Source organism: Pseudomonas batumici (assembly GCF_036585405.1).
Taxonomy (GTDB): domain Bacteria; phylum Pseudomonadota; class Gammaproteobacteria; order Pseudomonadales; family Pseudomonadaceae; genus Aquipseudomonas; species Aquipseudomonas batumici.
The window spans coordinates 6,024,662-6,037,884 of the sequence record NZ_CP144470.1 but is presented as its reverse complement, the minus strand read 5'-3'; the positions used below and the strand labels follow the sequence as shown (position 1 = coordinate 6,037,884).

The following is a 13,223-nucleotide window of genomic DNA, read 5'->3' as shown; positions in this document are numbered from 1 at the left end:
TTCGATGCCATCACGGCCGGGCAACCGCCCAGAAGGGTGCCGGCGCGCTCAGGCTGGCTTTTATCGCCGACGCGGCGCGGTCGATGTCCTGCTCGGAGGTAAAACGCCCCAGGCTCAGACGAATGGTGCGACCGGCCAGCCGCGCATCATGCCCCAGTGCCAGCAGCACATGGGACGGCGCCTGGCTCGCGGAGTTGCAGGCGGAAGTCGCCGAGTACGCCAGGGATCGCCCCAGTGCCGCAGCGTCGAACTCGCCTTCGACGAATGTCAGACTCAGGGTATGGGGGATACGTTCCGTCGGGCTGCCGTTCAGCCGCAGGCCGGGAACATCCGCCAATTGCTCCAGCAGACGCTGGCGTAGTTGACGGATGCGGGCAACTTCTTCTTCCAGATGCTCGCTCGCCAGGGCGAAGGCACTGCCCATGCCGGCGATCTGGTGGGTGGCCAGGGTGCCGGAGCGCAGGCCGCCCTCATGGCCGCCGCCGTGGATCTGCGCGTGCAGTTTCTGTTGCGCGCGCGGCCCGACATACAAGGCACCGATGCCCTTGGGACCGTAGACCTTGTGGGCGGAAAACGACATCAGGTCCACCGGCAGGCGGGCCAGGTCGATGACCACCTTGCCCGCACCCTGGGCCGCGTCCACATGGAACAGCGCGCCGTGCTCGCGCACCCGCTGGCCGATGGCCGCGATGTCATTGAGGGTGCCCAGTTCGTTGTTGACCAGCATCAGCGAGACCAGGAAGGTGTTCTCGCGCAGGACTTCACTGACCATCGCCGCGGTGATCAAGCCTTCGGCATTCGGCACCAGGTAGGTGACGGCCACACCGGCTTCCTGGAGTTGCCGGGCGGTATCGAGCACCGCCTTGTGTTCGATCTGGCTGGTGATCACATGCCCGCCACTGATACCACGGGCCTGGGCCACACCCTTGAGGGCCAGGTTGTTCGATTCGGTGGCACCGGAGGTCCAGACGATCTGCTCGGGGCTCGCCCCCACCAGGCTCGCCACTTGTTGTCGGGCCTGCTCGACCGTCTGCCGGGCACGCTGGCCGAAGGCATGGGAGCTGGAGGCCGGGTTGCCGAAATTGCCGGAAAACCCCAGGCACTCGACCATCACTTGAATGACCCGCTCATCCACCGGCGTGGTGGCGGCGTAGTCGAAATACAGAGGAAGTTCATTCATGGCGAAAGACTCGTAAAGCGTGTCCCGCGGATCGATCTCTTGCTGCCCCCACAACTGTGGTTGGACGGACAGCTGTACCCGATGGAAAACGATTAAAGAAAGATGGCTTTCATTAAAAGTGCGTAGGAACGCTCCTGAAATCCAGCTTACAGGCACGGGGAAGGTGTTGCGAGTGTCAATCGTGCGGGAACAGGGAGACACGCAAGGAGAGCTCAGTGCAGCAGTTGCTTCGCACTCTCATGCAACAACGGATACAGCGAGATCACCAACAGCAGCGCCATGCCGAGATTGAACAGCCGCAACCAGCGCGGATCGCGCAGCACATTGCGCAACAGGCTGCCGCAGGCCGCCCAGACACTGACACTGGGGGCATTGATCAGGGCGAACACCGCCGCGATCACCAGGACGTTGGCGAAATAGCCCTGCAACGGCGTGTAGGTACTGATCGCGCCGACCGCCATCACCCAGGCCTTGGGATTGACCCACTGAAACGCCGCGGCGTTCCAGAACCCGAACGGCCTGGCCTGTCCCGGCTCCACCTCGGAGACCGGTCCGGAACCGGCGATCTTCCAGGCGAGGTACAGCAGGTAGGCGCCACCGATATAGCGCAATGCCGTATAGAGCACCGGATAAGCCTCGAACACCGCGCCAAGACCGAGGCCCACCGCCAGCACCAGGACAAAGAAGCCGCAGGAGATCCCCAGGATATGGGGAATGGAGCGGTTGAAACCGAAGTTCACACCGGACGCCAGCAACATGGTGTTGTTGGGGCCGGGGGTCACGGAGGTCACCAGGGCGAAAAGGGCAAAGCCCAGCAGCAGGTCCAGCGAAAGGGTCATGACAGCGTCCGGTCACAAGGTCAGTCGGACATTCACCCTATCCCACGGGCCTGGCGGAACTCACGCACAGTTGGCAAAAACTTGGACCGGTACAGTTTCAACCGCTAACGCTGATGGCTGCTTCTGTTACTGCCACGGTTGCCACTAACCCACCAGCGCACACTGCAGGGCGTCGTCGCGGCTGCGCTCGATGCTGCGCAGCACCTGGAACGAACCGAAAGTCACCGCCTTGGCCCGGTGGCTGCGGATCAGGGCCCAGAAATCCTCTTCGCCGCTTTCGAAACGGGCGAATGCCGCTTCGCCGTCTTCCCGGGAGCGCCATTGCAGCGTATTGAGCACGCGCCGACCGTCATCGCTGGCCTGCACCGTGCCGCTGATAAAACCACCCTCGACCCGGGCCAGTCGCTCGGTCTGCCGGGCCAGGGCAGCCACCAGCGCCTCCAGCTGGCCGGGCTCGATCTCGAACTGGATCAATTGGGTAAAACTGCGATTTTGCGCTGTCGACAGCATGAAAGGCTCCCCCGGGAAGTCGAACAGGATCTTGTGATCCGAGGCCACGCAGGGTAAAACCTCCAGTTAACTCGAGGTCAAGAGGTTTCTCCCCATGGCGACACAAAAACCCCTGCCCACGGACAAGGCCCTTACGGTCGGTCAACTGGCGGCCCGTAGCGGCGTGGCCGTGACCGCCCTGCACTTCTATGAAAGCAAGGGCTTGATCAAGAGCTATCGCAACGCCGGTAACCAGCGCCGCTATCCGCGCGAGGTGCTCAGGCGGGTGGCCTTGATCAAGGTGGCCCAGCGCCTGGGGATTGCCTTGGCGGAAATTCACCAGGCCTTGCAAGCGCTGCCTGAAGGCCGTGCACCGACAGCGGCGGACTGGAAGCAGTTGTCGGAGCACTGGCGGACCGGACTGGACGAACGCATCGCCCAGTTGACCCGGTTGCGCGACAAGCTCGACGGCTGTATCGGTTGTGGCTGCCTGTCGATGGAGAACTGCCCGCTGCGCAACTATGGCGATATGTTGGGTGCCCATGGAACGGGGGCGCGCTTGCTGGAGCCGAGGTAATGAGGTCGCGGCAACATTCGGTAATGGGTAAGATGGCGGCCTTTGAGCGCCACCCTGCCGCGCCCCCTGCCGATATTAAGCCGACCCGATGCCCTTCGATCTCAGCGTAGACCTGACCACCCTCGCCATTCTCGCCCTTGTTGCCTTCATCGCCGGATTCATCGACGCCATCGCCGGCGGCGGCGGGTTGCTCACCACCCCGGCCCTGCTCACCGCCGGGCTGCCGCCGCACCTGGTGCTGGGCACCAACAAGCTCAGCTCGACCTTCGGCTCGGCCACCGCCGGCTTCACCTTCTATCGCCGCAAGCTGTTCCAGCCGGGGCAATGGAAGCTGTCGATCCTCGGCACCTTTGTCGGCGCGCTGATCGGCGCCGTGACCGCACACTTCATGCCGGCCGAATGGTTGAACAAGATGCTCCCGGTGATCGTCTTCGCCTGCGGCCTGTACCTGCTGTTCGGCGGCACGCCCAAGGCGCCGCTGGACAGCAACGCGCCGATCAGGAAGACATGGCAATTGCCCCAGGGCCTCGGCCTGGGTTTCTACGACGGCGTGGCCGGCCCCGGCACCGGTGCCTTCTGGACCGTCAGCAGCCTGCTGCTCTACCCCATCGACCTGGTCAAGGCCAGCGGCGTGGCCCGCAGCCTGAACTTCGTCAGCAATGCCGCCGCGCTGTCGGTGTTCGTGTTTTCCGGCCAGGTGGACTGGGTGATCGGCCTGTGCATGGGTCTGTCGGTGATGGTCGGCGCCTTCTTCGGCGCCCGCACCGCCATCAGCGGCGGGGCGAAGTTCATTCGCCCGGTGTTCATCACCGTGGTCCTCGGACTGACCGTGCGCCTGGCCTGGCAACACTGGTTCAGCGTGGCCTAGACCGGCAGCACGGGCTCCGAATAACCCAGGCGCCGCGCCAGGTACAGGTCGATCAGGTAGCGGGCGATGGAGCGCGAGGCCGGCAGCGGCGGCATATCGTGAATGCTGAACCACTGCGCATCCTCGATCTCGTCCGCCTGCGGCACGATCTCGCCACCGGCGTATTCGGCGTGAAAGCCGAGCATCATCGAGTGCGGGAACGGCCAGCACTGGCTGCCCATGTACTGGATATTCTTGACCTCGATCTGCACTTCCTCGCGCACTTCACGAATCAGGCACTCTTCCGCCGACTCACCCGGCTCGGCGAAACCGGCCAGGGTGCTGTAGACTCCGGGCACGAAACGCGGCGAGCGAGCCAGCAGCACTTCGTCGCCACGGGTCACCAGCACGATCATGCTCGGCGAGATCCGCGGGTAGCTGCGCAGGTCGCAGGGCTGGCAGAACATCGCCCGCTCCAGATGCACCTGGGTCATGGCCTGGCCGCAACTGCCGCAGAAGCGGTGCTCGCGCGCCCAGGTGCCGATCTGCGCGGCATACCCGAGCATGCGGTAGAGCGTGTGATCACCCTCGAGCATGAACGCCCGCAGGCCCTGCCAGCGACAACCCGGCAGCTCGGCACCGGACTTCAGTTCCAGCAGGTAGACCGGCTCGCCATCCAGATGACCGATACCGTGCTCGGCCAGCAGCGACAGGTCCTGGCGCTTGATCCACTCGCGGGGAAACAGCACCCCGTTGTCGTCCAGCAGGAAACCGGAAGGGCCATGTACCACGGCCCAGCCACCGGCCTGCTCGATATCCAGTACAGCGGTTGTCCAGCGTTGAGTCATCGGGGTGTCCTTGGCAGGCTTCAATCAGGGAATTCGGCTTTCTGCTTGCTCATGTGCGCGGCGATGGCGACGCGCAGATCGGTGGATTGCAACATGGCGGCGTTCCAGGTGGCAACGTATTCGAGGCCGTCATCGACCCGATGGTCGCGCATGTAGCTGATCATCGCCTTGGTTCCGGTGACGGCAATCGGCGACTTACCGGCAATTTCCCGCGCGATCCCCATCACGCCATCGAGCAAGGCGGCATGATCGGGGTAGACGCGATTGACCAGGCCGATCCGGGTCGCTTCCTCGGCACCGAACTGACGACCGGTGTAGGCCAGCTCCCGCAGCATGCCGTCGCCGATGATACGCGGCAAACGTTGCAAAGTGCCGACATCGGCGGCCATGCCGATATCCACTTCCTTGATGGAAAACTGCACGTCCTCGGCACAGTAGCGCATGTCGCAGGCGGCGATCAGGTCGACCGCACCGCCCAGGCAGTAGCCCTGGATCGCCGCCAGCACCGGCTTGCGGCAGTTGTCGACGGCATTGAAGGAGGCTTGCAGCTCCAGGATCTTGCGCCGCAGCAGGCGGGCGTTGCGGCCGACATCCTTGCCCAGCTCGTTGGCCACCGAGGCCAGCAGCATCAGGTCGATACCGGAAGAGAAGTGTTTGCCGGCGCCACTGATGACCACCACGCGCACGGCGTCGGTGTCGTCGATCCACTGGAAGATCTCGGTGATTTCGCGCCAGAAGGCCGCGTTCATCGAATTGATCTTCTCCGGGCGGTTGATCCGCACATGGGCGACGTTGTCTACCAGTTCGACGTGGAAGGCTTGGTATTCGGACATGACGGACATCCTTGGCTGGGCGAAAAGAGATTCGCCACTATAGCAAGCCACCCCGCCGGCCTATAGGAAGCGGATGTGCCAAAAACCGGACAATGCCCTGCAAGAGCGCAGTGGATGGCTGCCGTTGGCGGCCATCCACAAGGGATCTCACTCACCCGAGGCTGTGCCAGACACGGCCGTCACGGGCCAGCAGTTCGTCAGCCGCCTGCGGGCCGTTTTCCCCGGCCTTGTAGCCCTGCACCTGATTGTCCGCGCGCCAGGCATCGAGGAACGGCTGCACCGCCCGCCAGCCGTTCTCGATATTGTCGGCGCGCTGGAACAGCGTCTGGTCACCGGTCAGGCAATCGTAGATCAGGGTTTCATAGCCGGTGGACGGCTGCATCTCGAAGAAATCCCGGTAGGCGAAACCCAACTCGACATTGGTCATCGCCAGTGCGGGTCCCGGGCGCTTGGCCAGCAGGTCGAACCACATGCCTTCATTGGGCTGGATCTGGATCTTCAGGTAGGTCGGCTGCAGGCGCTCGACCTCGGTGTCACGGAACTGCGCATAAGGCGCCGGCTTGAAGCAGATGGCGATTTCCGTGTTGCGCACGCTCATGCGCTTGCCGGTACGCAAGTAGAACGGCACACCCACCCAGCGCCAGTTGTCGATCATCACCTTGAGCGCGACATAGGTTTCGGTATTGCTGTCCGCCGCCACGTTGTTTTCTTCCCGGTAACCGGGCAACGCCTTGCCGCCCAGCTCGCCCGCGCAGTACTGGCCACGCACCGAATTGGCCCGGGCCTCCTCGACGCTCCAGGGGCGGATCGCACCGACCACCTTGGCCTTTTCACCGCGCACCGCATCGGCACCGAACGCCGCCGGCGGCTCCATCGCGACCATCGCCAGCAACTGGAACAGGTGATTGGGCACCATGTCCCGCAAGGCGCCGGTGTGCTCGTAGAAACTGCCACGGGTTTCGACGCCGACGGTTTCGGCGGCGGTGATCTGCACGTGGTCGATGTAGTGGTTGTTCCAGAACGCTTCGAACAGGCCGTTGGAGAAACGACTGACCAGGATGTTCTGGACGGTTTCCTTGCCCAGGTAATGGTCGATGCGATAGATCTGCTTCTCGCTCATCACCTTGAGCAGGCAGCCGTTCAAGGCTTCGGCGGTGGCGAGGTCGGAACCGAAGGGTTTCTCGACCACTACCCGGCGAAACGCCTCGGGACTGTCCACCAGCAACCCGGCCGCGCCCAGGCGCCGCACCACTTCACTGAAGAAGCGCGGCGCGGTGGCCAGGTAGAACACCGCGTTGCCGGTACCGCTGGCGGCGATCTTCTCACCCAGCGCGACATAGGTCGCGTCGTCGAGGAAGTCGCCCTGCACGTAACTGATGTTTTTCGCCAGTCGGCCCCAGAGCGCGTTGTCCAGGGCCTCCTCGGCTTTTTTCCCGCTCTTGGCCGCGACTTCGGCACGGCTGAAGTCTTCCAGCTTTTTGGCGAAGTCGACATCGCTGATGGCGTTGTGATCGACCCCGACGATATGCAAGCCATCCCCCAGCAGGCCATCGCGCATCAGGTTGTAGAGCGCCGGCATCAGCAGGCGCTTGACCAGGTCGCCGTGGGCGCCGAACAGAAACAGCGTGGTCGGCGGCGCGGGTTCGGCCTTGCGCCTGGTGCGGGAGGCATTCATTTTTTCGGTGTCTCCACGTGACCGCCGAAGCCGAAGCGCATCGCCGACAGCAGCTTGTCGCCATAGGTGCTTTGCTGGCGGGAGCGGAAACGGGCAAACAGCGAGTTGGACAATACCGGTACCGGCACCGCTTGCTCCATGGCCGCCTCGATGGTCCAGCGCCCTTCGCCGCTGTCGGCCACCGCGCCGCTGTAACCGTCGAGTTTCGGATCGCTGGCCAGGGCATCGGCGGTCAGGTCCAGCAGCCAGGACGAGACCACGCTGCCGCGCCGCCAGACTTCGGCGATGTCCGCCAGGTTGAGGTCGAAACGCTGGTCCTCGGGCAGGCTCGGCGAGTTCTTGGTCTTGAGGATGTCGAAGCCCTCGGCGAAGGCCTGCATCATGCCGTACTCGATGCCGTTGTGGATCATCTTGACGAAGTGCCCGGCGCCCGGTGGCCCGGCATGGATATAGCCGCGTTCGGCGCGGTCGTCGGCGCTGACCCGGTCGCGGGTCCGGGGAATGTTGCCGATCCCGGGGGCCAGGCTGGCGAACAGCGGATCGAGGCGCTCGACCACCCGGGCGGCGCCGCCGATCATCATGCAGTAGCCGCGTTCCAGGCCCCAGACCCCGCCGGAAGTGCCGACATCGATATAGTCGATGCCCTTTTGCTCCAGCGCCTGGCCGCGACGAATATCGTCCTTGTAGAAGGTGTTGCCGCCGTCGATGATCACATCGCCGGCCTCCAGCAGTCCGCTCAGTTCGGTGATGGTGTCCTCGGTCGGCGCACCGGCCGGCAACATGACCCAGACCGCTCGGGGTCTGTTCAGGCTGGCCACCAGGGCCGGCAGGTCGGCGACGCCGATGGCGCCCTCTTTGCCCAGGGCGGTGACGAAGTCGGTATTGCGGTCATACACCACTGTCTGATGGCCATCAAGCATCAGGCGCCGCGCGATATTGCCGCCCATGCGGCCCAGTCCGATGATTCCCAGTTGCATGCAGCGTACTCCCGATATCGATGAAAAATCACTGTCACACATTAGCCCAGCGGCAGGCGGATGTCTGTCTCGATATCGCCTGGGACGCTGACTGCAGGCACCCACCGGTAGTTTTTCAGCCCGCCGTATCCGGCTCGGAGGTGTTGAAAAACAGCGCCTGGGCCACGGCCTTGTCGAGAATCCGGCCACGGTGGATATCCAGCGTCAGTTGCGCCCGACCGCCCTGCCCGGCCTCTATCCTGGCCGCTGCGCGCTGCCGGGCCGAAGCCTGGGCCTGGCTGCCCAGGCGCCGTTGCGCAAGGGTCTTCAGGTGCGCGCTGACAAACCCGGCATCCGCCGTCGTGGCCGCCGGGTAGTGGAAGTGCGCGACCCACAGGGGGCGGCCATCCTTGTGGCTGATCACATACTCCTGCAGGAAGCCGCCCCGCTCCTGCGCCAGTCGCCCGCCGGCGCGGTGAATATCCACCTGGTCCTGCTCCTTCAGGTACTGCAGACGCGCCAACTGCGGCACATTGCGCTTGATCGCGGCGATACGCGCATTGCGCCCTTCGGCGATCAGCCGGGTGGCTTCGAGGCGCAGGTTGTCCTTGAGCGCTTGAGCGGTGTTCACCTGCCCCGATGTCCCGCCGCCCTCACTGAGTGCCTGCTGGAGGTCGTCCGCCAGGGCGTTCAGTTTCTGCGCCTTCAGCTCCAGGATACCTTGCAGGTCGCGGGGGTCCTTGGAGGTGCCAGTCAGTGCCATCACCTGGCGAATCAAGGCCTCGACGCCCTCACGCGCGGCCTGTCCCTGGGTCACCAGCCTGGACAGGCCGACCTTGCGCGGGATCGGCGGCGCCGGCTCGACCTTCACTTCCTCCCAGAACCTGTCCTGGGCATCCTCCTTGTTCTCCTTGAAGGTCGACACCAACCCGCCATTGGGATCGGTGATCTCGACGATCTCGTCCTCCTGCTCGGGCGTGCGCTCGCGTACCCGGCCGACAAACACCTCGCGGTTGCGGGTCCGGATAAACTTCTTTCGGGTGCCGCCGGCCACCGGAGCGGGCTTAGGCACGGGGTCGGGCTCGGCCGGCGCGGTCTCCTCCCACAAATCGAATAGCCTGTTCAGCGCCCCTTCACGCAACTGCGCCAGCAGCCCCGACAGGCGCGTGGCGTATTCGAGCAGGCGCTGTTGCGGCATCAGGCCCTGCAAGTAATTCAGCAAGTCGTGGGTCTCATCGTAGCGATTGACGGCCGTCAGCAAGGCATCGATCCGGTCCTGCCGCGGATCTTCAGCACTCAGACGATTGATCGTATTGGTCACGTATTTGGTTTGCTCGGCACTGTGCTTGATGGCCGCGAAGATCTGATCGTCCATTTGCAGGGTGATCTGCAAAGGCAGTTCGTCCAGGGTCAAGGCCAGCAGGGTCGGCAGTTGCACCGCCTGCCAGTCCAGCGGGGTGAACGGCTGCACCAGCGCCTGCTCCAGTGCGGCGGCTTGCGCCGGCCCCAGTTCGGGAATCGCCCGCAACTCGTCGAGCGCGGCATATTCCCGGGTGCTCCAGACAATCTGCTTGTCGGTGATATCGGCATTGTTCTTCAGGTTGGCGACGACCTGGGCATAACGGGCCTCCGTGTCAGCGGCGATCATCTCGTTGATCTCCCGGACACTCAGGCTGCCTTCGCGGCCCACCGCCAGGGACAGGTTCAACAACGTCCGGCAATTGCGCACGCTGTCGGCCAAGGCGGCCACCAGCGTCGCAGGCTTCGGCTCCACCTGGCGATTGTCATTGAACTCCTTGATGAGGCGAATCTTTTCTTCGAGGACAACCTGCAGGTCCTCCAGCTTGCCCAGGTATTCACGGCGCTTGTCACTGCGTTGCCGGTCGCTGAAGTTCTTCGCGGTCTTGCCCTCACTCATGGTCTCAAGACGCTTGCGCAGCATTTCGGCCTCGTTCAACAGGCTGCCGATACGCGCCGACGCCTGGGTCACTTGCCCGTGCAGCGTGGAGGCCCGGTCGCGCAGCTTGCGTTGCAGGCGCGCCTGCACGGTTTCACGGCCGCTGCCACCGCGCAGGCGCAGGCGCAGATCGAGGCGCCAGCGACCTTGCTCATCGCGATCCAGAAACGGCCCCGGGGCTCCCGCACCATCGACCACACGGGGACCGTCATCGCTCCATGCGACCTGATAGAGCGCCTTCTCGATCAGCACGTGCCAGCCCTTGTCCCGGGCGCCGTCGAGATGCACCAGTCCCTTGTTGGGACCGCTTGCAGAGACCGAACCGAGGCTATCGAGTGGCGGTGGCGTGTCGAAGACCCTGACACTGAACTTCTCCAGTGCTTTGCGGGAAGCCGCCGACAGGGCACGGCGCGGATTCGACCAGGACAAGTCGAAAGGCGGCTGGGACGTCTCATCGGTGGCCAGGGGCGACGTGATCCGCTCAAGCGATGCCTCTCCCTCGATCGCCAAAGGCTCACGCTTATCCGACGACTCCGGCAGCGGTTCTCGCTCATCCGCCATCACCTCATGCAACAGCACCGTCGCCAGGTTGCTCAGCATATCGGCCCAAGCTTGGGCCCGGGCCTCCTCGTCGTCGCCCAGCAACCCCGGCAGATCCTGGCGAACACTGCGATAGAGCAGGATCAGCCAGCCGGCCTGGGTCAAGGGGCCGCTGGCAAACATCAGCATTGAACTGAACAGTTGCCATCCGCTGTCCTTCAACCGCGCCCAGCGTTTTTCCGCGTTCGACAACAACTGCATGTCGGCCTGGCGGATCACCGCATTGATACAGGCATGAAACAGATGATGGACATAGTCCTCCGTGACTTCCTCACGACCCAGGGTTGCCGGTGCCGGTGGTGCCGGCAACGGCGCGGCCTCATCACCCGGCAGGACCGAGCCGAGATGGGGCTGACGGAAACCGCCGTTGGCATACACCGCGCGTCTAGCGGCGGCGAGCCAGGCCAGCACACTGTCCTGCAACGCACCGGGTTGCCCGATCGCCTCCAGCAGCGCGGGCCGGCTGACATGTTCGCCCAGGGGCGGGTCGAACAGCGGCCGGTAAAGCAGATGCGGCCCCCGGCTGGTGTCCCGGGGCTCGATAAGAAACATACCCGCCACCTTGTCCGGGCTCGCCTCGGGACTGGCCCGAAAGGCCAGGGGCCGGAGCACGATCGGCAGACCGTCGACCTGGCGTTCATGGGCGTCGAACGCCAACATCGCCCTGACCAACCGATACCCCCTCTCGGTCATCCCCTGTTCGCCACGGAGCCTGAGTTCCAGTGCCGCCAGGGGCAGTTGCGCCTGGATCTGGTGGTAAAAGCGTTGCTGGCGGAACACCGCATAACGCGTATCGTCCAACAACCGCTGCCGCAAGTAAGCCGGGTAGCCGGCACCGATATCCACCTCGGTGATCAGTTCCAGCAGATAGTCGGTCGTCATCCAGTCCGGCAGCGGGGCCCCACCGGCGAGCCGGATGCGCATCTGCGTGGCGCCGAAACGAAAATCATCGAGGTTTTCCAGCGCCAGTTCGGGCAGCGTCAGCTCGATTTCCTCGAACTCACCCAGCACATCCGGCGACAGCGGCTTGCGCCGGTATTTCTCAAGCGTAAGCAGGATGTCCTGCATGCGGATCTCCGGCATCTGCGGATGCCGCCGCGCCATGGCCTCCCTCAGCGTCTGCCGGCTAAAGCGCGACAGCGAAGCCACCTCGTCGAAAAGACTGTGGGACGACGACTTGCCCAGTGCCGCGACCAGGGTCGATAACAGCCCGGCATAGTCGCGCCGGTCCGCCTCCGCGGCGTTCAGCAGCCACAGCGGCGCCGCCTCGCGCACCCGCCGCTGCAGAGGGGTAAGCGGCGCGAGCGCGGGCGTAGCGAACCAGTCTCCCGGATCAGTGATACGCTCGACGCGTGCCGACCAGGACTCGCCAACCCCCTCCGTAACGCTGCGCGGCAAACGCTCCAACGCACGCAACTGGTTTTCCAGCAAGGCCCCGGCCAGGTTGTCGAAGACATTCAGCTGCGAGGGGATCAGTTCGACCTTCCCGGGATCCGGCAACTGACCACGCAGCAGCGTCCAGAGCTCATCGACAGGCTGCAAGCGCTGCACATCATGGCCTGGACGGAGCAGGAAGTAGGCAAAGTCCGACGCTGACAGCTGGCGGGCGAAGACCACCGCGACGGGCGTGACGCCGAGCCGTTCCCGCCGATCCTTGGCATGCAGCAGATAAGCCACCAGGGCATGCTTGCCCAGCAGGCTGTCACGGAGTGACTGATCTGCGCTGACCAGCGCCTTGGGCAGCATCTGGCTGGCCTGGAACGCCAGGCTATTGGGCAGGCTCCCGGCACCGTACATCGAAACGAACAACAGGTTCGAGAGTGCCGCGCAGCGGCTGGGAATCTCCGGCGAGTGTCGATCCCAGCCAGGCACCCAGGCGTCCGATCCCGGGACCTTGCCTGCCCAGTCGGGCACCGGCTCGTTCCAGAACGCGACCAGTTGTGCCTTGAACACTTCGAGCAGGGCATCGCCCCAGCTATTGAGCGTCGCGCCCAGCCGCTTCAGGTCCACCGTAGCGATGGCAACCTCGACCTGCGAGCCGGGTGCACGGCTCACCAGTATCGAATCGGGAGCGTCATAGCGCGGGCTCCAGCCCTCGCTGAAGCGGCGCAACAGCACGTCGGACAAGCCGGTGTATCGATAGCTGGATGCCGGCTCCCGCTCGCCCAGCCAGAGGGTTTCAGCCTGGATCCGTTGCCCCTGGACCCTGAGGTCGGGAGCGTGTTGGTCCAGCGCCGCCTGCACCAGCGAGCCCACCACCGACGACAGGGTCGGTCGAGCGGCGAAGAGCGCGCGGGCAGTGTTTCGGTAGTGTTGAAGTGAAGTCTCCAGCGAGGTCGGCAGGGAGATCATGAGGCCGCAATCCTTGACGTGGGAAAGCGGCCAGTCGACAAGAACCCGTGAGCCCTCGGGCGGTAGCGGG

General features: G+C 64.4%; 10 protein-coding genes. 2 read left to right on the top strand and 8 right to left on the bottom strand.

Features of this window, described 5'->3' with window-relative positions:
• Positions 1-10: 10 nt before the first annotated feature.
• The 3 genes from NUH87_RS27640 to NUH87_RS27630 form a co-directional block, all read right to left on the bottom strand.
• Positions 11-1,180: a cysteine desulfurase family protein gene (locus NUH87_RS27640; RefSeq protein WP_338523490.1), complete on the bottom strand. Its 1,170-nt coding sequence runs from the start codon at positions 1,178-1,180 to the stop codon at positions 11-13.
• A 212-nt stretch (positions 1,181-1,392) separates the two neighbouring features.
• A complete protein-coding gene (locus tag NUH87_RS27635; protein ID WP_338523489.1) occupies positions 1,393-2,019 on the bottom strand; it encodes a LysE family translocator in 627 nt (208 codons plus the stop codon).
• A gap of 144 nt (positions 2,020-2,163) precedes the next feature.
• On the bottom strand, positions 2,164-2,529 hold the full coding sequence (locus NUH87_RS27630) for an antibiotic biosynthesis monooxygenase (RefSeq protein ID WP_338526983.1): 366 nt from the start codon (positions 2,527-2,529) through the stop codon (positions 2,164-2,166).
• Between the two features lie 94 nt (positions 2,530-2,623).
• Here NUH87_RS27630 and soxR point away from each other — a divergent pair, with 94 nt between their 5' ends.
• Both soxR and NUH87_RS27620 read left to right on the top strand, forming a co-directional pair.
• A complete protein-coding gene (soxR, locus tag NUH87_RS27625; RefSeq protein WP_338523488.1) occupies positions 2,624-3,085 on the top strand; it encodes a redox-sensitive transcriptional activator SoxR in 462 nt (153 codons plus the stop codon).
• 88 nt (positions 3,086-3,173) lie between these two features.
• Positions 3,174-3,953 carry a TSUP family transporter gene (locus NUH87_RS27620; RefSeq protein WP_040069416.1) on the top strand — a complete coding sequence of 260 codons (780 nt, stop codon included), beginning with the start codon at positions 3,174-3,176 and terminating at the stop codon, positions 3,951-3,953.
• On the opposite strand, the gene nudC is transcribed toward NUH87_RS27620, so the two are convergent.
• From nudC to NUH87_RS27595, 5 genes are all read right to left on the bottom strand, one after another.
• Complete coding sequence (gene nudC, locus NUH87_RS27615) at positions 3,950-4,780, bottom strand: NAD(+) diphosphatase (RefSeq protein WP_338523487.1); 831 nt, start codon at positions 4,778-4,780, stop codon at positions 3,950-3,952. The genes NUH87_RS27620 and nudC overlap by 4 nt on opposite strands.
• A 20-nt stretch (positions 4,781-4,800) precedes the next feature.
• Entirely contained in the window at positions 4,801-5,613 is an 813-nt protein-coding gene (locus NUH87_RS27610) for a crotonase/enoyl-CoA hydratase family protein (protein ID WP_338523486.1), read from the bottom strand.
• Positions 5,614-5,764: 151 nt separating this feature from the next.
• Complete coding sequence (gene zwf / locus NUH87_RS27605) at positions 5,765-7,288, bottom strand: glucose-6-phosphate dehydrogenase (protein WP_338523485.1); 1,524 nt, start codon at positions 7,286-7,288, stop codon at positions 5,765-5,767.
• Entirely contained in the window at positions 7,285-8,265 is a 981-nt protein-coding gene (gene gnd, locus NUH87_RS27600; RefSeq protein WP_338523484.1) for a phosphogluconate dehydrogenase (NAD(+)-dependent, decarboxylating), read from the bottom strand. Before gnd ends, zwf begins: the two co-directional genes overlap by 4 nt.
• Positions 8,266-8,380: 115 nt before the next feature.
• On the bottom strand, positions 8,381-13,153 hold the full coding sequence (locus tag NUH87_RS27595; RefSeq protein ID WP_338523483.1) for a hypothetical protein: 4,773 nt from the start codon (positions 13,151-13,153) through the stop codon (positions 8,381-8,383).
• Positions 13,154-13,223 lie beyond the last annotated feature (70 nt).

Excerpts from the sequence above, each read along its gene's own strand:
- NUH87_RS27610 (WP_338523486.1), bottom strand. The coding sequence starts at position 5,613 with ATGTCCGAATACCAAGCCTTCCACGTCGAACTGGTAGACAACGTCGCC.
- nudC (WP_338523487.1), bottom strand. The coding sequence starts at position 4,780 with ATGACTCAACGCTGGACAACCGCTGTACTGGATATCGAGCAGGCCGGT.
- zwf (WP_338523485.1), bottom strand. The coding sequence starts at position 7,288 with ATGAATGCCTCCCGCACCAGGCGCAAGGCCGAACCCGCGCCGCCGACC.
- NUH87_RS27620 (WP_040069416.1), top strand. The coding sequence starts at position 3,174 with ATGCCCTTCGATCTCAGCGTAGACCTGACCACCCTCGCCATTCTCGCC.
- gnd (WP_338523484.1), bottom strand. The coding sequence starts at position 8,265 with ATGCAACTGGGAATCATCGGACTGGGCCGCATGGGCGGCAATATCGCG.
- NUH87_RS27595 (WP_338523483.1), bottom strand. The coding sequence starts at position 13,153 with ATGATCTCCCTGCCGACCTCGCTGGAGACTTCACTTCAACACTACCGA.
- soxR (WP_338523488.1), top strand. The coding sequence starts at position 2,624 with ATGGCGACACAAAAACCCCTGCCCACGGACAAGGCCCTTACGGTCGGT.
- NUH87_RS27630 (WP_338526983.1), bottom strand. The coding sequence starts at position 2,529 with ATGCTGTCGACAGCGCAAAATCGCAGTTTTACCCAATTGATCCAGTTC.
- NUH87_RS27640 (WP_338523490.1), bottom strand. The coding sequence starts at position 1,180 with ATGAATGAACTTCCTCTGTATTTCGACTACGCCGCCACCACGCCGGTG.
- NUH87_RS27635 (WP_338523489.1), bottom strand. The coding sequence starts at position 2,019 with ATGACCCTTTCGCTGGACCTGCTGCTGGGCTTTGCCCTTTTCGCCCTG.